At 72.0% G+C, this 17070-nt stretch carries 20 protein-coding genes; 8 read left to right on the top strand and 12 right to left on the bottom strand.

All coding sequences use genetic code 11. The features are described from left to right. Nucleotides 1–179: 179 nt before the first annotated feature. From OUY22_RS29035 to OUY22_RS29005, 7 genes are all read right to left on the bottom strand, one after another. On the bottom strand, nucleotides 180–932 hold the full coding sequence (locus OUY22_RS29035; protein WP_270158379.1) for an NTP transferase domain-containing protein: 753 nt from the start codon (nucleotides 930–932) through the stop codon (nucleotides 180–182). 146 nt (nucleotides 933–1078) lie between these two features. Continuing rightward, nucleotides 1079–1750 (bottom strand): HAD family hydrolase, encoded by a 672-nt coding sequence (locus OUY22_RS29030; protein ID WP_270158378.1) that lies wholly within the window; start codon nucleotides 1748–1750, stop codon nucleotides 1079–1081. Beyond that, nucleotides 1747–2964 carry a 2-phospho-L-lactate transferase CofD family protein gene (locus OUY22_RS29025; RefSeq protein WP_270158377.1) on the bottom strand — a complete coding sequence of 406 codons (1218 nt, stop codon included), beginning with the start codon at nucleotides 2962–2964 and terminating at the stop codon, nucleotides 1747–1749. The genes OUY22_RS29030 and OUY22_RS29025 overlap by 4 nt, the downstream gene beginning before the upstream one ends. Beyond that, nucleotides 2961–3752, bottom strand: a complete 792-nt coding sequence (locus OUY22_RS29020) for a glycosyltransferase family 2 protein (RefSeq protein ID WP_270158376.1) — start codon at nucleotides 3750–3752, stop codon at nucleotides 2961–2963. Before OUY22_RS29020 ends, OUY22_RS29025 begins: the two co-directional genes overlap by 4 nt. Nucleotides 3753–3820: 68 nt before the next feature. Then, nucleotides 3821–4546, bottom strand: coding sequence for a hypothetical protein (locus OUY22_RS29015; protein WP_270158375.1), 726 nt, complete (start codon nucleotides 4544–4546; stop codon nucleotides 3821–3823). 219 nt (nucleotides 4547–4765) lie between these two features. Beyond that, nucleotides 4766–5206: a VOC family protein gene (locus tag OUY22_RS29010; RefSeq protein WP_270158374.1), complete on the bottom strand. Its 441-nt coding sequence runs from the start codon at nucleotides 5204–5206 to the stop codon at nucleotides 4766–4768. Between the two features lie 125 nt (nucleotides 5207–5331). After that, nucleotides 5332–8232, bottom strand: a complete 2901-nt coding sequence (locus OUY22_RS29005) for an AfsR/SARP family transcriptional regulator (protein ID WP_270158373.1) — start codon at nucleotides 8230–8232, stop codon at nucleotides 5332–5334. Between the two features lie 214 nt (nucleotides 8233–8446). Between OUY22_RS29005 and OUY22_RS29000 the strand changes: the two genes are divergently transcribed. Then, nucleotides 8447–8761 (top strand): hypothetical protein, encoded by a 315-nt coding sequence (locus OUY22_RS29000; RefSeq protein WP_270158372.1) that lies wholly within the window; start codon nucleotides 8447–8449, stop codon nucleotides 8759–8761. A 52-nt stretch (nucleotides 8762–8813) separates the two neighbouring features. Further along, nucleotides 8814–9125, top strand: a complete 312-nt coding sequence (locus OUY22_RS28995; protein WP_270158371.1) for a hypothetical protein — start codon at nucleotides 8814–8816, stop codon at nucleotides 9123–9125. 139 nt (nucleotides 9126–9264) lie between these two features. Here OUY22_RS28995 and OUY22_RS28990 read toward each other — a convergent pair whose 3' ends face one another. Together OUY22_RS28990 and OUY22_RS28985 are read right to left on the bottom strand one after the other, a co-directional pair. After that, complete coding sequence (locus tag OUY22_RS28990) at nucleotides 9265–9693, bottom strand: nucleoside deaminase (RefSeq protein ID WP_270158370.1); 429 nt, start codon at nucleotides 9691–9693, stop codon at nucleotides 9265–9267. Then, complete coding sequence (locus OUY22_RS28985; RefSeq protein ID WP_270158369.1) at nucleotides 9693–10499, bottom strand: LLM class flavin-dependent oxidoreductase; 807 nt, start codon at nucleotides 10497–10499, stop codon at nucleotides 9693–9695. The genes OUY22_RS28990 and OUY22_RS28985 overlap by 1 nt, the downstream gene beginning before the upstream one ends. Before the next feature lie 107 nt (nucleotides 10500–10606). Here OUY22_RS28985 and OUY22_RS28980 point away from each other — a divergent pair, with 107 nt between their 5' ends. The 3 genes from OUY22_RS28980 (at nucleotide 10607) to OUY22_RS28970 (ending at nucleotide 12261) form a co-directional block, all read left to right on the top strand. Further along, the gene (locus OUY22_RS28980; RefSeq protein ID WP_270158368.1) at nucleotides 10607–10969 is read left to right on the top strand and encodes a DUF1622 domain-containing protein; all 363 of its coding nucleotides are present in this window, start codon (nucleotides 10607–10609) and stop codon (nucleotides 10967–10969) included. Nucleotides 10970–11085: 116 nt separating this feature from the next. After that, nucleotides 11086–11910, top strand: coding sequence for a TetR/AcrR family transcriptional regulator C-terminal domain-containing protein (locus OUY22_RS28975; protein WP_270158367.1), 825 nt, complete (start codon nucleotides 11086–11088; stop codon nucleotides 11908–11910). 36 nt (nucleotides 11911–11946) lie between these two features. After that, nucleotides 11947–12261: a hypothetical protein gene (locus OUY22_RS28970; RefSeq protein WP_270158366.1), complete on the top strand. Its 315-nt coding sequence runs from the start codon at nucleotides 11947–11949 to the stop codon at nucleotides 12259–12261. Between the two features lie 27 nt (nucleotides 12262–12288). On the opposite strand, the gene OUY22_RS28965 is transcribed toward OUY22_RS28970, so the two are convergent. Beyond that, on the bottom strand, nucleotides 12289–13158 hold the full coding sequence (locus OUY22_RS28965) for an alpha/beta fold hydrolase (protein WP_270158365.1): 870 nt from the start codon (nucleotides 13156–13158) through the stop codon (nucleotides 12289–12291). A 90-nt stretch (nucleotides 13159–13248) separates the two neighbouring features. On the opposite strand from OUY22_RS28965, the gene OUY22_RS28960 reads away from it, so the two are divergent. After that, nucleotides 13249–13755 carry a MarR family winged helix-turn-helix transcriptional regulator gene (locus OUY22_RS28960; protein ID WP_270158364.1) on the top strand — a complete coding sequence of 169 codons (507 nt, stop codon included), beginning with the start codon at nucleotides 13249–13251 and terminating at the stop codon, nucleotides 13753–13755. Between the two features lie 54 nt (nucleotides 13756–13809). Then, nucleotides 13810–14274 carry a DUF3592 domain-containing protein gene (locus OUY22_RS28955; RefSeq protein ID WP_270158363.1) on the top strand — a complete coding sequence of 155 codons (465 nt, stop codon included), beginning with the start codon at nucleotides 13810–13812 and terminating at the stop codon, nucleotides 14272–14274. Nucleotides 14275–14301: 27 nt separating this feature from the next. Here the strand turns inward: OUY22_RS28955 and OUY22_RS28950 are convergent, their stop codons facing one another. After that, on the bottom strand, nucleotides 14302–15612 hold the full coding sequence (locus tag OUY22_RS28950; RefSeq protein ID WP_270158362.1) for an aminotransferase class V-fold PLP-dependent enzyme: 1311 nt from the start codon (nucleotides 15610–15612) through the stop codon (nucleotides 14302–14304). A 279-nt stretch (nucleotides 15613–15891) separates the two neighbouring features. Beyond that, nucleotides 15892–16575: a YoaK family protein gene (locus tag OUY22_RS28945; RefSeq protein ID WP_270158361.1), complete on the bottom strand. Its 684-nt coding sequence runs from the start codon at nucleotides 16573–16575 to the stop codon at nucleotides 15892–15894. 289 nt (nucleotides 16576–16864) lie between these two features. Here OUY22_RS28945 and OUY22_RS28940 point away from each other — a divergent pair. Beyond that, the coding region (locus OUY22_RS28940; protein ID WP_270158360.1) for a hypothetical protein at nucleotides 16865–17070 on the top strand (206 nt) is incomplete at its 3' end.

Genomic DNA, 17070 nt, shown 5'->3' with positions numbered 1-17070 from the left:
GTCGCGCTCGGTCCTGGCGGGCAGGCGCCGTCCGACCGCGCCGAACACCTCCACCGGGACGCCGAGGTCGCGCAGCGCGGGAAGCATCCGCTCGGCGTACCGTCCGAGACCGCCGACGACGCCCGGCGGGACCTCGGTGCAGACCACATAACAGCGACGCGGAAGGGGACGCGGCCGGCTCAGTCCGGGCACCGCTGGTAAGCCCTCCGGGCGAAGTCGAGGTCGTCGGCGGTGTTGACGCCGCGGGCCTCGTCGGGGTCGGCGACCGGCACCACGGTCACCGTCCGGCCGTGGACCTGCGACAGGTACGGCAGGAACGGCAGGAAGTTGATCTCACCCGTGGCGGCTCCGGGCGCGGCGTCGGCCAGGTAACCCGCCCAGGCCCGCGCCAGCCCGTCCGTGCCGAGGCAGAACACGCCGACGTCGCTGAGCCCGCCGGGCCGGCACTCGTCCCCCTCCCGGGACATCCGCACCCTCACCAGACGCGGCCCGTCCAGCTCGTACTCCACGTACGGGTCGGCCATCGGCACCAGCGGCAGGGTCACGCCGTCGTGCCCGGCCAGCACCACCTGGCGCACGGTCGCCGAGGACAGGTTCACCTGGTCGCCCCAGACCACCAGGATCCTCTCGTACGCCTCCCAGGACGCGACGGCGCCGAAGATCGCGTCGCCCATGCCCGTGGGCCGCGCCTGGACGCTCACCGAGACGTCGCCGCGCTCGATCTCGGCGGCGGCGAGCCGGCGGAACGGGATCTCACCCGCCGGGGAGACGACCACGTGGACGTGCTCCACCCAGGGGCTCAGCCGCCGGTGCAGCAGGTGCCACACGGTGACGCCGTCGGCGATCTCCAACATGATCTTCGGAATGCCCAGGCCGAGCCGGGTCCCGCTCCCGGCCGCCGGGATCACCGCGCACACGCCCCGCTCACTCACTGCCGCTCACTCACTGCCGCTCACTCACTGCCGCTCACTCACTGCCGCTCACTCACTAACGCTCACTCACTGCCGCTCACTCACTGCCGCTCACTCACTGCCGCTCACTCACTGCCGCTCACTCACTGCCGCTCACTCACTGCCGCTCACTCACTAACGCTCACACTCACTTCTCTGTCGAGACAGTCCGCGATCTCGTCCAGATCCCGCACCCGGACCGCCCCGGCGGCCGGTTCCGCCGCGTACACCTGCAACGTCACCAGCCCCGCGGCCACGGCGGAGGCGACCCCGTGCGGGGAGTCCTCCACGACCACGGCGTCGTCCGGGTCGACCCTCCAGCGCTCGCACGCCTGCCGGTAGCACTCCGGGTCCGGTTTGCCCGACAGGACGTCGTCCCCGGTGAGCACGCCGCTGAAGTAGCCGCCCAGGGAGCAGGCCGCCAGGACGCGGTCCACCGACCCCCTGCTGCCGCTGGTGACCAGGTAGGCCGTGCGGCCGGCGGTGCTCAGCCGGCCGAGGAGCCGCCGGGCGCCGGGGAACAGCGGCACCCTGCCCGCCTCCACGTACTCCCGGTACAGCCGCTGCTTGCGCCGGACCAGCCGTTCGGCCACGTCACCGCCGAGGCCCAGGCCGGCCACCACCTCGCGGGTGGTCGCCCCGGCGTGCGCGTCGTACCGGAAGGAGCCGAGCACGGACGGCGCGAGCTCCGTGATCGCGGCGCGGAACGCCGCCGCGTGGACGGGCGCCGAGTCGACGAGCGTGCCGTCCAGGTCGCAGAGCCAGACCCGTCGGCCGGCGACCAGCGCCGCCGGGCTCATCGGGCCCTCGCCAGCGCGGCCTCGCCGGCGATCCCGGCCAGCGCGCGCACGGTGCACGGGCCGCAGTGCGCGCCTGGCCGCGCGGGGTCCTCCAGGTCGGCGGTGAGCCACCGGGCGCCCGCCCAGACGCCGCTGACGGCGACGTCGGACGGCACCGGCGGCGCCTCGGGGGCCCGGTGGCTGAGGACGTGGGTGACGGTGGCGCGCGCGTTGCCGGGGTCGCCCAGGTAGGCGAGCGTGAGGCCGGCGAGCTCCGGCGCGCTCAGTCCTTGGACGTCGTGGTCGTCGCGTTTGTTGACGACGAACACCTTGGCGGTGGCCCGGCTCTCCGCGATGGCGTCCGCGATCCCCGGGGTGAGGTAGCTGGGCAACAGGGACGAGTGCGGCGTGCCCGGCCCGTACACGATCAGATCGGCGTCCCTGATCGCGTCCCGGGCCTCCGGGTTCAGCGAGACCGCGGCCCGCCGGCGCGTCAGCGCCCGCCGCACCTCCTCGGCGGGCCGGCCGGCCAGTTCGGCCCGGCACGTCGGGGTGAGCGGCACGTTCAGCAGGAACAGGTCGGTGATCGCGGCGGTGTCCTGCGGCGCGACGATGTCGGCCTCGTCGGCGAGCAGCCGGCCGTCCTGCTTGAGCGCGACCAGGAAGGCGTTCTCGCCGTTGGTCACGTTCAGCAGGCGGATCGGGGACTCGAACGTCCGGGCGCACGCCCGTACGGCGGCGTTGAAGTCCTCGCCCAGCCGCAGGTACGCGCCCGCGAGCACGAGGTTGCCCAGCGCGCAATCGGTCAGGTCGAGCCCGCCGGGACGGCTGTCCAGCCTGCGCAGGAACGCGGTCAGGTCCCGCGCGATCGCGGCGCCCGCCGACGGCGGGAGGGAGGGGAACGGGCCGGTCCCGCCGTCCGGCGAGCCGATCGCGTCGGTCAGCTCGCCGAGCCGTTCCCGCGTGGTCCCGGCGGGGAGCCGGTGCTCCAGGACCGCGCGGAGTGCGGCCTGGCGCGGGTCGCCGTCGTCGAGATGGACCAGGAGGTTCTTGCGGAAGTCGGACGGGCCGAGCATGCCGGGCAGGTAGCGCCGGAGTGCGCCGGTGGAGTGCCCGTTGTCGTAGCCGTTGACGAGGATGGTGAGGTCGATCCCGGGCGTGCCCAGCAGGCCGCGCACGATGCCGGCCCCGCCGCGCCCGCCGCTGAAGAGGGTGACGGCGGTGCGGCCACTCATCGCGCCCGCTCCTTCGCCGCCCGCTCCTTCGCCGCCGGCTCCCTGGACTCCTGGGAGAGCGCCTCCGGGGTCACTTCCGGGAGGCGGAGCACGCCCCGGCGTAACAGCCACCGGCGATAGCCGAGATAGCCGACGAACAGGGCGCGGTCCCGCGCGCCGCGCCAGAACCGCCACCCCCGGGCGCCGCCGCCGCGCTCCCGGTGCTCGATCGGGATCTCCACCCAGACGTGGCCGAGCTCCGTCACCTTGGCGGTGAGCTCGGTCGAGCAGTTCATCCCGCCCGACTCCAGGCGCAGGGCGCGCAGCAGCGGGCCGCGCACCACCTTGAAGATCGAGTTGTAGTCGCAGTAGCGGGTGCCGTGCGTGAGGTTGCTGACCGCGCCGCTGGCCGCCGAGCCCCACCGGTACGCCAGGCCGTCGGCCTTCCTGACCCGCGCGCCGGAGAAGGCGTCCGCCTCGCCGGCCCGTAACCGGTCGAGGAAGGCGTCGAGGTTGGCGATCGGGAACTGCCCGTCGGAGTCGAGCAGCACCACCCAGTCCAGCCGGGTGTGCGCGATGGCGGCGGCGATGGCCGCGCCCGCGCCCCGGTTGACCGGGAAGTCGACGACGACCAACTGCGGGATGCTCTCCCGCAGCTCCGCGAGGATGGCGCCGGTCGCGTCGGTGCTCCCGTCGTTGCAGACGACGATCTCCCAGGCGCGGATCGCCGGGTGCCCGGACAGGTAGTCCCGCCATTCGGTCACCGCCGCCGCGATGTTGGCCGCCTCGTTGTAGGCGGGCGCCGCCACCGAGATGTCGACGGTCGGCGGTACGTCGTGGGCGTCCAGCTTCGCCTCCTCGTGTGGCTTCGGTCGCGTCAGTGACGGTCCGCAGGCGTGGGCGTCCCGGTCCCGAGCAGCCGGGCGATCCAGCGGTCCAGCGGAAGCAGGTTGATCCCGACGACGATCGGCACGTGCGCGAGCGTGAACACGACGGCCGCGGCGAACGAGATCGGTCCGCCGGTGATCACGTTGATGTGCGGCGCGTCGATGACGGCCGGGATCTCGACCGGGTTGACGAGCTGCCACATGATGTCGAGGAGCCCCGAGAACACGATGACGATGCCGCTGATCGCGATCTTCAGGCAGCGCCCCGGGCTGCCCCCGCCGATGCGGTAGGCGGCCGCGACGGTGAGCACGAGCCCGGGGTAGAGCAGCAGGTACAGATGGGTGTAGAAGCTGTCACCCTGGGCTCGTTCGACGTCCCCGTAGTAGAAGTAGCTGATCCGCGGGATCACGTACGCGGTGAAGAACACGAACGGCACGCACAGCAGCCAGTGCAGGCGCTGCGTGACCCAAGGGAAGAACGCGATCGCGCCGCACAGGAAGGCGAAGGCGACCAGCTTGGCGCCGAGCTCCCACGCGGAGCCGATCTCCCGGCCGTGCGGCGTGACGAGCCAGACGAACGCGAAACCGAGCACCCCCGCGACGAGCGAGATCCACCACAGGTGCGCGGCCCACCGGGACGCGCCCGGCTCGGGCGCGGCCGGAGCCGGGTCCGAGAGCGGTGGCGCGGGCTGAGGGGTGTCGCCACGGGCGGTCATGAGGCTCGGCATCTCCCATCTGGCGTCGCCACACGATGCTGTGACCTGGAAAAATGCATGAATTTTCGAGAAACGCCCTAAAGCCCCATGGTGCGACGCTCGAAGTACACATTCCGGGTCAGGATTCCGAAAAGGGACCCTATAGGTTCCGATGCATAGATGGGGTGATTTTGTGGATCTTTCGCCCTGGCTCCCTTCACGAGGTCCTATGTACGGCCGTCAACCGAGCTGTTCGGCCAGCCCGACGACGATGCCCTCGGGGCCGCGGAGGTAGCAGAGCAGATAGCTGTCCTCATATCGCGCCAGCTCGCCGACGAGCTCGGCGCCATGGGCGCGCAGCCGGGCCACGACCTCCTCGACGTCGTCCACGGCGAACATGATGCGCCGGATGCCCAGCGTGTTCGCGGGTGCGTCCTTCGGCTCCGGGCTGATCGCCTTCGGCGTGTGGAACATCGCCAGCTCGACCCGGCCGTGACCGTCAGGGGTGCGCAGCATGGCGATCTCCTGCCTGGCCCCCTCGATCGCGATGACGCTCTCCACCCACGGCCCCTCGGCCGAGGTCCTGCCCTCCAGCTCCATGCCGAGCTCGACGAAGAACGCGATGACGGCGTCGAGGTCGTCGACGACGATGAGGACGTTGTCCATCCGCTGGATCGTCATGCTGAGGTCTCCTCAAGTACGGCGGCCACGACGGCCGCGTCCGTCCCCGGGACGGAGCCGGCGGGCCGTTCTCGACCTTCTCAGACGAGGTGGCCTCAGACGAGGTGGCCTCAGACGAGGTGGCCTCAGATGAGGTGGCGGCACCGGCGGCGGCGGGACTCGTCGGCCGCGGCGAGCCACGCCGGGTCGTCTAGCGTGTCCAGGACCGCGAGCCACTCGTCGAGGACGTCGGCGATGCGGTGCCCGAGCTCCCGGTAGACGCGCCGCGCCGCACGCCACTGCGCCAGGGCGGCGGCCCGATCCTCGTGGACCAGGGCGGAGGCGAGGCTGTCGTGCGCGGAGGCCGTCCGCAGCGGGTCGCCGATCTCCTCGGCGAGCCGCAACTGCTGTTCGGCGTGCCGGCGAGCCGCGGACCGGTCCCCCTCGCGCAGGGCGATCTCCGCCAGGTTGTGGTGGGCGTAGCAGGCCTGCTGCGCGTCGTCCACCGCCTCGGCGAACGCGAGCGCCCGCCGCAGCGCCTCCTCCGCCGCCGGATACCGCTCCGAGTCGATCAGGGCGCAGCCCAGGTTGATGTAGGCCGCGACGGCGTACTGGGGATCATGCCCGTACTCCGGGACGGACAGGGCGATCCGCAGGTGGCGCAGCCCGGCCTCCAGGTCGCCCTCGTTGATGGCCAGGCCGCCCAGGTTCGCGTTGAAGGCGGCGACCATGCGCGGGTTGCCGGCCTCCGCCGCCAGCTCGATCGCCCTTCTGTAGTGCTCGCGCGCCTCGTCGTACCTGCCCAGCTGCTTGTGGACCACCCCCAGGGCGTTGCGCATGTGCGCGACGGCCTCCGGCTCGCCGCTGCTCTCGGCGGCCAGCAGTCCGGTGCGCAGCACGGTCAGCCACTCGGGCCAGCGCCGCCGGATGATGAAGTAGGCGAGCAGGTCGGCGGCCGACTGCCAGGCCCGGCGGTGCCAGCCGCGCGCGCCGGTCAGGGCGACCACCCCGACCAGGTTCTCCAGCTCCTGGTCGTGCCAGTCCAGCGCGGCGGCCCGGTCGGCGAAGAGCGGGCGCTCACGCGGGGGATGGACGATCTCCCGCTCGCCCGCCAGCCGGCGGGGCTGCAGCAGCGGGTAGGCCTCGTAGACGGTCTCGGCGTAGAAGTCGACCAGCCGCCGGGCGGCCTCCTCACGGCCGGACTCCGGCTCGTCGGTCTCGAAGGCGCTGACGGCGTAGCTGCGCAGCAGGTCGTGCATCGTGTACCGGCCGGGACGATGTTCGCTGACCAGGTGGCCGATGCACAGCTCTTCGAGCCGGGGGCGCGCCTCGGCGAGGGTGACGCCGAGCAGGGCGGCCGCCGCGGCCGGGCCGAAGTCCTGTCCTGGCACCAGGCTCAGCAGCCGGAACAGACGCCGCGTGCCGGGAGGAAGAGCCTGGTACGAGAGCCGGAACGCGGCGCTGACGGCGCCGTCCAGGTCGCCGTGTTCGTCGAGCACGGCCAGCGGGTCGCCGGTCGTCAGCTGCCGGGCGTAGTCGGCGACCGTCAGGTGCCGCTGGCCGATCAGTTGCGCCGCGGCCAGGCGCAGCGCCAGCGGCAGGTACGCGCACCGCTGAGCCACCTGCCTGGCCGCGAGGTCGCAGCCGTCGTCTCCTGCCGGGGTTCCTCCGGCCAGGGCGGCCGTTCCGTCCGGTGCGGCTCTCCCGGCCATGGCGGTGCGGACCAGGGCGGCGGCCTCGTCCTCGGTGAGCGGGCCGAGCGGGAGCGGGCGGGCGCCCTCGCGTGCCACCAGCGCGCGTAACCGGTTGCGGCTGGTCACCAGGACGGTGCAGTCCGCCGAGCCGGGCAGCAGCGGCCTGACCTGGTCGGCGCTGCGGGCGTTGTCCAGCACGAGCAGCACGCGACGCCGCGCCAGCGTCGACCGGAACAGGGCCGCGGCCTCGTCCACGTCCTCCGGAACGGCGCCGGGCTCCACCCCCAGCGCGGACAGGAAGCGCCGCAGGATGTCATAGGGCTGCAACGGCGCCCGATCCTGGTCGAACCCCCGCAGGTTCGCATAGAGCTGCCCGTCCGGGAACCGGTCGCGGTGACGGTGGGCCCAGTGGACGGCCAGCGCGGTCTTGCCGACCCCCGGGCTGCCCACCACGAGCACCACGGGCGGTGTGTCCCGCGCGTCCGTCAGGAGGTCCAGGTCGGCCAGCTCGCGGGCCCGGCCGGTGAACCCCCACGCGTCCAGGGGGAGCTGGGCGGGCGTGGTGCCGGCGGGCGGCGCCTGGACCGTCACGGCCCCGGCGGGCGGGTCGAGCGCCGGATCGGCGTCGAGTACGGCCTTCTCCAGCTCCGTGAACCGGGTGCCGGGGTCGAGCCCCTGCTCCTCGACCAGCCGCTCGCGCAGGCGCCGGGCCGTGCGCAGGGCTTCGGCCCGCATGCCGGCCCGATACTGGGCGAGCATCAGGTGGCAGACCAGCCGCTCGCGCAACGGGTGCTCCTCGACGAGCTTGCCCAGTTCGGGGAGCAGGGCGTCGTGGCGGCCGAGCAGCAGCTCGGTCTCGGCCAGCGCCTCGTGCGCGCTCAGCCGCTGCTCGTGCAGCGCCTGACGGGCCGCGTGCGCGTACGCCGCCGTGATGTCGGCCAGGGCGTGGCCGCGCCACAGCCCGAGCGCGGTCCGCAGCCTCTTGGCGGAGTCCTCGGCCTTGCCGTGCCGGCGCAGGTCCCGCGCCGCCTCGACGTGCCGCCGGAACACGTCGGCGTCCAGGTCGTCCTCGCCCAGAGCGAGCAGATAGCCGCCTGGCCTGGTCTCGATGACCTCGTCCAGCCCTCGTTCCCGCAGGGCCCGCCGCAGCTCCGACAGCGCCACGTGGATCTGGGAACGCGCCGAACTCGGCTCCGCGCCACCCCACATCGCCTCGATGAGCTGGCCGGACGTCACCACCTGGCCGGGGTGGAGCAACAGGTAGGCGAGCAGCGCCCGGTGCCGAGGCCGGGCGATCGTCCCCGGTCCGTGATCCGTCGCCACCTCGACCGGGCCGAGGATACCGAACCGCAACGCCTGCCCCCCGCAGCGTCAGCAAGATCGTGATGTGCGGCAAGTGTATCCGTAAGCCGATGACAAGTCGCTGCATAAAGTGCCCGGTTTATCGTTCAAATCATGTCAACCTAAACCGCTCGGCCGATCCTAAAAGCCAACAATCAGGGCTTTTATCGCGATCTAGGCGGTTTTCGGGCGGCAGCCGGATGGCGCCGTCTGTGAGAGGAGACGTATGGGTTCGAAACTCAAGCGGGTGCTGCAGGCGACCGCGATCAGCGGGATCATGGCCGGCGCCCTGGCCCTGCCCGCGACCGCCGCGCACGCCGGCCCCTCCAACTGCAGCAGCGCGCCGTACGGCAGCAACGGCTGGTGGGCGTTCTGCGGCAAGGGCGACGGCACCTACCAGGCGTGGGTCCGGTGCTACCGCATCGGTACGAGCAAGTACACGGTCAGGTGGGGCCAGTGGCGCTCGCCCGGCGGCTCGCCGTCCACGGTCAACTGCCAGAGCACCGAAGAGGTGGGCGGAGGCGGCTACCTCCTCTCCTGACCCGTCCGCGTTCGCGGCATCCGACGGGGGTGTCGTCCATGAGAGGAGAATCATGAGATCGAAGGCGAGGCGGACCCTGCGGGCGGCCGCTATCGGCGGGATCGTGGCCGGCGCCATGGCCCTGCCGGCGACGGCCGCGCACGCCCAGCCCAGCAGCTGCCAGGTGACGACCAGCTCGAACACCGTGTCCGTCTACTGCGCCACCGGTACGGGGGAGTACCAGGCCGTGGCCCGGTGCGAGAAGCCCGGCAACCCGCTGCCCACGCTCCGGTACGGACTGTGGCGCTCTCCGGGCGGACAGCCGTCCACCGCCAGTTGCCTGCCCGGCGAAGAGCTGAGGAACGGCCAGATCCGCTTCCGATAGCGAGCGGCTGACGCCCGCGTGGCTCCGGGCCTCGCGACGCGCGGCACGAGCGGGAGGCAGGGCGGGAGTCAGGGCGCGCTGCCTCCCGCCCTCCTCCCGCCCTCACTCACCGCGAGCGGAAGAACTCCGCCGGCGGCGATCAGGTGTAGTAGTCGTCGATGGGCGCCCGGGCCTCGTCGAACAGCGCCGGGCCGTCCTGCCGCACGGCCGGCCAGGCCCCCGCCGGATGGAGCTCGACGAACTGCTCGGTGGACAGCGCGTAGACGACCCGGCCGAGCCCCGAGCGCGCGATGCCGCCGGCGCACATGCCGCAGGGCTGGCAACTGGTGTACAGGGTGGTGCCGCGCGCGGTCTCCTGGTCGAGTTCGCGGGCCGCCCAGCGGGCCAGCTTCAGCTCCGGATGAGCGCTGATGTCGTTGTCGCTCCGTACCGTGTTGTGGGCCTCGGCGAGGATCTCGCCGTCCGGGCCGGCGAGCAGGGAGCCGAACGGCGCGTCGCCCAGGGTGACGGCGTGGGCCGCGAGGGCGATCGCGCGCCGCAGGAAGTCCTCGTCCGCAGGGGTGATCATCAGGTGTTCCTCCAGTGCGTCGCCACGGCGGTGAGCGCCCGCCAGGCCGCGTGGGGCCGGCGGATCTCCTCCAGGTCACCGTGGAAGGGGTCGAGCACCACGGTGACCGCGCCCAGCGCGCGAAGCTGGGCCAGGTCGTCCAGGATCTGTTCGAGCGTGCCGACGCCGGCGAGCCGCTCACCGTCCTCGACGGGTTCGGCGGTCAGCCGCAGGGCGATGCGGGGCGCTGTCGTGAGCCGCGGCTGCTCCGCCATGGCCGCCCGCAGCCACGGCAGGGTGGTGCGCAGCGGATGCCAGGCGTCGCCGAACTCGGCGGCCCGCCGCATCCCAGCCCCGCTGTTGCCGCCGACCCAGATGGGCACCGCATCACCGGTCTCCGCGCCCCAGGCGTCGCGCAGGGCGGCCAGATACTCGTCGGTCAGCCGGCCGCGCTCGGCGAACGGCACGCCCAGCGCCGCGAACTCCTGACGCGCCCAGCCCACGCCCACGCCGAGCACGAACCGCCCGCCGCTGAGCTGGTTCAGGTTGGCGGCCATGCGCGCCACCAGAAGCGGATGCCGATAGGGCAGCACGAGCACGGTCGTGCCCAGCCGGACCCGGGTCGTCAGACCCGCCAGCCAGGACAACGTGGTGAACGGCTCGTAGAACGGCTCGGGATACTGCTCGGCCACGTCCGGCGTGACGACCACGTGGTCCGACATCATCAGGAGGTCGAAGCCGAGCCCCTCCACGACCCGGGCCCACTCGCGCAGCACGCCCGGATCGGTTCCCGGCCCGAAGTTCGGTACGTTGACGCCAAGATTCATGGAGCGAAGCTATACCGGCCCGCTCATCCGGGGCAGGGTTGACCGGTGGCGGGGCCGGGCACGCGAGGCGCAAGGACAACCGCGCGCTCCAGGATGAGACACCGCCCATGAACAAGAGCATCATCGAGGCCGCCGGCGAGGCGATCGACCTGGCCGGAGTCGCGGTCATCGTGATCGGCGCCCTGATGACCACCGTCATCTTCGGCTACCGGCTGTTCCAGCGCCGTTCCGTCCAGGAGACCTACCAGAAGTACCGCCGCGGCCTGGGCCGGGCGATCCTGCTCGGGCTGGAGTTCCTCGTCGCCGCGGACATCATCCGCACCGTCGCCGTCTCACCGACGTTCGCCGGCGTCGGCGTGCTCGCCGTGATCGTGCTGGTCCGTACCATCCTCAGCTTCTCGCTGGAGGTGGAACTCGAAGGCCGCTGGCCCTGGCAGGCCCAGTCCCTGAGCAGACAGACCCAGGCATGACCCGCACCGGACCCCGTGACCGCGCCCGCGCAGACGGTGTCCCGGGGCTGGAACGCCGGTGGAACGGGATGGAACACCGGGGGGTTGGGCGCTGATTCGCGGCCTACGACGCGGCTGTGGCCGAGGGCGACGGCCGGGCGACGGCTCTGGCGGCGCTGCGGCTGGCCGCCGAGGCCGACTACCGGTCGGGCGAGCACACGGCCGTCCTCGCCCTGCTGGAGGAGGCCAGGAGGTCCGGCGACCCCACGGCCCTGGCCGAGGCGGCCGATCTGGCCCACCAGTGCCTGATGGGTCCCGGGCTCGGGGAGAAGCGGCATGAGGTCTCCCGCGGACTGCTCGCGGCGGCCTTCCGGACCGGGTGCTGCGGCGATCTGCTGCTGGGCCTGCTGTGGCGTACCGTCGACCACATCCTCGACGCCCACCCGCACACCGAACGCTGCCTGGCCGAGCTCCGCGGCGAGCTGGCGCGGTGGCGCGCAGGGCTGCGCGACTGGGCCTTCGCGCTGCGCGCGGTGTCGCAGCGCCGGCCGTGGCTGACGCGCGTGCCCGCCTCCGGGCCGCCGTCCGGCCCCAACCAGATCGCCTGGATGGAGGCCGCGCTCGCCATCCTGTCCCGCACCCGCCTCGACTGGGCGCACAAGGTCGGCATCCTGACGCTGATCAACGGCTACGTGGTCCAGTGGGTACGGCAATACAGCGAGCTCGCCGAAGGCAGAGCCGCCGAAGGCCAGGGGCAGGCCGACGCCGAGCGCGACTACGGCCGCGCGCTGGTCCGGCTCGTCGACCCCGGACGCTTTCCCGAGACGGCCCGGCTGTTCGCCTCGGCGCTGTTCGAGACGCTGCCGCCGGACACCCCCGACGCGACCATCGCCGACGCGGACTTCTCACTCGGGCTGGAGCTGATCCTCGACGGGGTCGCGGTCCGCGTCGAGCGCTCCTGAGGTCAGCGCCGGTGCGTCGCGAGGGCGGCCACGGCCTTGGCGTGCCAGGCGACCGTCCCGGCCGGTTCGCTGATCACCGACGACGTACGAGCTGCACGCCCTCTCGCTCGACTCGCCGCTCCCGCGCTCACCCTCCGCGCCGACGGTCGGCGACTGCTCATGGACATCCTCGACGAGGGCATCACCGCGGGCGTCTTCCACATGCCCGACGCCTTCCTCGCGGTCACGGCGATCAGCGGGATGGGCATGCGGGTGGCCAACTGGTACGACTCCGCCATGCCGTACGAACCGGAGAAGGTGGCCGACACCTACGCGGAGTTCGCCCTGCGGATGACCCGGGCGGACGCCTGAGAGGACCGCCGACGGTCCTGTCGCAGGTCACCGGGGCTCGGTGTGCTCGAGGATCGCGGGGACGACGGTGTCCCACTGGGCGCGGGGGAAGACCTCGTGGCCGGTCCGCTCCATCGCCACGAAGCGCGCGCCGGGGATCTCCGCGGCCAGGGCGCGCCCGTGCTCGATGGGGAACATGGGGTCCTCGGTGCCGTGCAGCACCAAGGTCGGCGCGGTGATCTGCCCGAGCCGGTCCCGCCACGGCTCCCCGGCGTCGATCAGGAACGGGTTGGCCAGCTGGGCGGCGAGGTTCGCGGTCCGCCCGGCCACGCGGGTGGCCATGGCCCGCATGCCCGCCTCGTCGAACGGCCTGGATGCGGCGGCGAACGGGCGCTCGGCCTCTACCAGGTGGTCGATGACGCCGGCCCGGTCCGACCAGTCCGGCTCCGGCGCCTCCTCGGTGAACAGGGCCTGGAGCCCGGCCGACATCGGCGGCAGGTCCGGCTGCTCCTGTCCGGGCACGCCGGGCGTGGCCGAGGCGAGGGTGAGCGAGGCGACCCGGCCGGGGTGGTCGAGCGCCAGGAGCTGGCCGACCGCCCCGCCCTGTGACATGCCCACGACATGGGCGCTGACCAGGCCGAGGGCGTCGATCAGGGCGGCGGCATCGGCGGTCAGGTCGCGCAGCCCGTACGGCGGTGCTCCCGCCGGGTAGTGCGTCGAGAGGCCGGCGTCCCGGTTGTCGTAGCGGATGACGCGTCTGCCGCCGGCGACGAGTCGCAGCACGAAGTCCTCCTCCCAGGCCAGCAGGGAGTGACCCGCGCCGTGGATCAGCAGGATCGCCGGATGCCCCGATCGGCCGAAGGACTCCGTGCACAGCTCGACCCCGTTGACCTTGATCATGCGCTGTTCGATCGACATCAGCCACACCCTTCGTCATCTTCGTTACATGTAACGAAGATGCTAGGAGAAGATTAGTTACATGTCACGCGAATTCTTATACTGATGCGTATGACGCGATCGGGACCCCAGGACGAGACCGCAAGCCGGGCCTGGGCGGCCTACCGCAGGCTGCACCTGCTGGTGGACGCGGAGGTCGCGCGTGACCTGGAGCGAGACGCGGGCCTGTCGATGGCCGACTACGACGTGCTGGACGCCGTGGTCGCGATGTCCGACGGGGAGCACTGCATCCGGGTGAGCGGTCTCACCGCCCGGATGAACTGGACGCACAGCCGGCTGTCCCGGCAACTCGGCCGGATGGAACGGCGCGGGCTGATCACCCGTCAGGCCTGCGAGCTCGACGGCCGCGGCGACGACGTCGTGCTGACCGAGGCCGGTCGGCAGGCCCACGCCCAGGCCGCCCCCCACCATCTCGCCTCGATCCACCGCCACTTCACCGAGGCGCTGTCCACACAGCAACTCGAAGCCCTGTCCGGCATCGAACAGGCCGTCATCCGACGCCGGAGCGGCCGTCGGCGCTCCGGCGGAACGACACCCCCACCGGCGGAACCGTCCTAGCGCCCCGCGGGAGCCGCCGTCCGGACCGCGCCCCGCGTTCGGCAGACTCCTCGTATGCACAACGGAAGGCTCCTCACCCTCGTCGGGGGGATCTTCGGTCTGGTCGGCCTGGTCCTGCTCTGCGTCACCGTCGCCCTGGCGGCCTCGGCGGCGAGCTTCCTGGCCTCGGCGCAGCAGACCGACGGCACCGTGGTCGAGCTGACGGAAGAGACCAGCACGACCCGTAACCGCGACGGCTTCTACCGCCACACCACCGTCTGGTATTCGACCGTCGAGTTCACCGTCGACGGCAGGCAGTACTCGTTCCGGAGCTCACACGGCAGCAGCCCGCCGGCCTACGCCAAGGGCGAGAGCATCCCTGTCGCCTACGACCCGGACAACCCGTACGACGCGCGGATCGCCTCGTTCTGGTCGGCGTTCATCGGACCGATGATCACCGGCGGACTGGGCGTGCTGTTCACGCCGATCGGCACGATCCTGTTCCTCAAGGGCCGGCGGAGCACCGGGCGGCGAACCTGACCGGAGACAGGACGGCCGTTCGGGTGATCACCGGGGGCGTGCGCTGATGTCGCGCAGCGCGGCCACCAGCCGGTCCACGTCGTCGATCGAGGTGAACAGGGCCGGGGTGACCCGCACGACGTCGCCTCCGGCCATGCCGCTGCGGGCCACGGTGAAGATCTGGTGCCGGGTCATCAAGTCCTCGGCGATGGCCACGTTGTCCTCCTTGGAAACGCGGCCGGGCAGCCGGAATGCGGTGATGCCGCCGTACATGCCGGGCTCGTCCGGAGTGAGGATCTGCGCGCCGAGCTCGCGCGCCCGGCGGACCCAGCGGTCGCGCAGGAAGCACAGCCGGGCCTCCTTGACCTTCGCGCCCAGCTTCTCGTGGAAGTCGAGCGCGGCGTCCACGGTCAGGAACGGGGCCACGTTCATGGTGCCCGAGTGCACGCGGGAACGGATGTCGGAGGCCGGGTAGGTCTCGTCGATGTAGCAGAGGTCGATGTCGGCCAGCCGGCCCTCGCGGATGTAGAGGAAGCCCGACCCCAGCGGCGCGCCCATCCACTTGTGCAGGGAGAACACGCCGAAGTCGGCGTCGAGGTCCTTGACGGTGAAGTCGAGCTGGCCCCAGGAGTGGGCGGCGTCCACGATCACGTCCACGCCGTGCTCGCGGGCCATGGTGACGATCTCTCGCACCGGGGTGACCAGCCCGGTGCGGTTGTTCATGTGGCTGAGCAGCAGCAGCCGCACCTTCGGGTGCTCGCGCAGCGCTCGCGCGTAGGTGTCGAGCACCGCCTCGCGGGTGGCGGGCTCGGGCATGACGATGCGCTCGACCGTGACGCCGCGCCGGGCGGGCAACCAGTTCATGACGTACTGGCCGCTGTGGTAGTCCAGGTCGGCGTACATGACGGCGTCGCCGGGACGCAGGCGGTTGTAGCCGGCGATCAGGTTCTGCAGGGCCTCGGTGCCGCCCCGGGTCAGCGCGATCTCGTTCCTCGTCACGCCGAGCAGGGCGGCGAGCCGGTCGCGGACCTCGTCGGCGCGCGGCTTGAAGGTGGTCCGCAGCAGGTGGGAGCTGAGCTCGTTGAGATGGTCGACGTTGCGGTGGTACGCCCCCTTCACCGGCTCCGGCATGATCCCGTAGTAGCCGTTCTCCAGGTTGACGAAGTCCGGGCTCACCCGGAACTGCCGGGCGACGGCCGCCCAGAAGCGCTCGTCACGCGCGAGCTCCCCGGGGGTGACGCCGCGCGGAGCGACGGGCATCACCGGCGGGCTCGACGGCTGCGGCGTGAACGGACGCGCCACGGCGCCGGCCGCCACGACGCCGAGTCCGGCGACGATCCGGCGTCTGGACAGATCCATTGAGCACTCCACCTGGTGTCTGCGGCGCTTCGCGGGCGGCAGTCGCGCGGGGCCCGCCGTGCCTGTCCAGTGTGGGAGACGACTCCGTACGGCACGACGACCGTTTCTCCCGTGTCGTCATACCTGGAGAATGCCTGTCGAAGATTCCACGCGTTCTTTATCGTTCGGCCACCCGCCACCGGCCTAGACTCCCGCCACGCGGGTCGACCACCGCGCTCGCCACGTCTGAACCAGGGTCTGCGCGCGCTGTTCCACCGCGCCGCCGTCGAGGCGTCGCGCTCAGCTCCAGCTCTGCGAACCAGGGCGCCGCGCGGCGACGTACGCGGCCGCGGCGCACCCGGTGAGGATGGCCCCGGCCACCCACATCGGGGCCGTCCTGAGTTCCAGCCGCCACAGCAGGCCACCGGTCAGCGCGCCGAGCAGCAGCATGCCGATCATCATGATCCGCCGGTGCTGCTTGTCGTAACCGGTGGACTCGCCGAACAGACCGGTCAGCGTGGTGGTGACGACGGTCGTGGTCAGGTCGGGGACCTTCAGTCTGCGGATGATGGAGTACTGCCAGCCCATCGAGAAGGCCAGCATGCCGAGTATCAGCCTGTTCAGCGGGGTGCTGGAGAGCCCGTACCGGAGGCCGATCAGCGCCGCGGTGAACACCAGGGCCGCGTGGATCGCGGTGCCTCCGGCCAGGAGGATGCCGCGGTGCGGATCGCCGCGCAGGAACATCCGCCCGCCGCAGGCCGCGCCCACCGAGTAGGCGGTGAGGGACAACGCGGCCGACAGGAGCGTGCCTCCGCCGGCGATGCCTATGCCGAACAGGATGACGTTCCCGGACATGGCGGCGGCGAACACCCCGCCGAGCCCCAGGAAGCTCACCGCGTCGATCATTCCGGTGCTCACGGTGAGCAGAAGGAGCAGTGCCGGCAGCGGCCCGTGGTCCCGTCCGGACGCGGTGGCGCGGTTCATGTGGGCTGGCGGGTCCTTCCGCTGGCATTTCGGCGCCGTCCCGTCCCGGCAGGCGCGGTAGGGATATGGGCATCGGCGGTGCCGGGGAAACCTCGGCCAGGACTTCCGGGTGGAAAGTTGACCCGATGATCATCGGTGCTCTCCGAACCGGTCTCGTCCGGGCCGGGAGGCGTGTACGCACGATGACCTGTAGGAACGGCTCAACCAGTACCGTTCCGCCCCCGACGCCGGAGGCGACCCGATCGAGATCCCCTCATGGATCAACGAGACCGAGAGCGAGCGCGCCCGCTTGGAAGGTGAGCTGAAGGCCGTCCCAGCCGCTCAACGCATCAGCACCGCCGAGATCAGGGCCATGATCGAGGAGGTCGGGGATCTCGTGCGGCTGGGCTCGGATGCGGGCCCGGACGACAAGGCCGAGCTCTACACCCAGCATGGGCTGAAGCTCACGTGCTACCCGGAAAAGCAGTATGTGGAGGCCCGGATCGCTCCGGAGCA

This window comes from Nonomuraea corallina, assembly GCF_027620315.1.
Taxonomy (GTDB): domain Bacteria; phylum Actinomycetota; class Actinomycetes; order Streptosporangiales; family Streptosporangiaceae; genus Nonomuraea; species Nonomuraea corallina.
This window is presented reverse-complemented; position numbering and strand designations above follow the sequence as displayed.

Coding starts and splice junctions, on each gene's coding strand:
- OUY22_RS28960 (WP_270158364.1), top strand. CDS start 13,249: ATGACGCGATCGGGACCCCAGGACGAGACCGCAAGCCGGGCCTGGGCG.
- OUY22_RS28980 (WP_270158368.1), top strand. CDS start 10,607: ATGAACAAGAGCATCATCGAGGCCGCCGGCGAGGCGATCGACCTGGCC.
- OUY22_RS29000 (WP_270158372.1), top strand. CDS start 8,447: ATGGGTTCGAAACTCAAGCGGGTGCTGCAGGCGACCGCGATCAGCGGG.
- OUY22_RS28995 (WP_270158371.1), top strand. CDS start 8,814: ATGAGATCGAAGGCGAGGCGGACCCTGCGGGCGGCCGCTATCGGCGGG.
- OUY22_RS29010 (WP_270158374.1), bottom strand. CDS start 5,206: ATGACGATCCAGCGGATGGACAACGTCCTCATCGTCGTCGACGACCTC.
- OUY22_RS28950 (WP_270158362.1), bottom strand. CDS start 15,612: ATGGATCTGTCCAGACGCCGGATCGTCGCCGGACTCGGCGTCGTGGCG.
- OUY22_RS29025 (WP_270158377.1), bottom strand. CDS start 2,964: ATGAGTGGCCGCACCGCCGTCACCCTCTTCAGCGGCGGGCGCGGCGGG.
- OUY22_RS29030 (WP_270158378.1), bottom strand. CDS start 1,750: ATGAGCCCGGCGGCGCTGGTCGCCGGCCGACGGGTCTGGCTCTGCGAC.
- OUY22_RS28945 (WP_270158361.1), bottom strand. CDS start 16,575: ATGAACCGCGCCACCGCGTCCGGACGGGACCACGGGCCGCTGCCGGCA.
- OUY22_RS28955 (WP_270158363.1), top strand. CDS start 13,810: ATGCACAACGGAAGGCTCCTCACCCTCGTCGGGGGGATCTTCGGTCTG.
- OUY22_RS29015 (WP_270158375.1), bottom strand. CDS start 4,546: ATGACCGCCCGTGGCGACACCCCTCAGCCCGCGCCACCGCTCTCGGAC.
- OUY22_RS28990 (WP_270158370.1), bottom strand. CDS start 9,693: ATGATCACCCCTGCGGACGAGGACTTCCTGCGGCGCGCGATCGCCCTC.
- OUY22_RS28965 (WP_270158365.1), bottom strand. CDS start 13,158: ATGTCGATCGAACAGCGCATGATCAAGGTCAACGGGGTCGAGCTGTGC.
- OUY22_RS28985 (WP_270158369.1), bottom strand. CDS start 10,499: ATGAATCTTGGCGTCAACGTACCGAACTTCGGGCCGGGAACCGATCCG.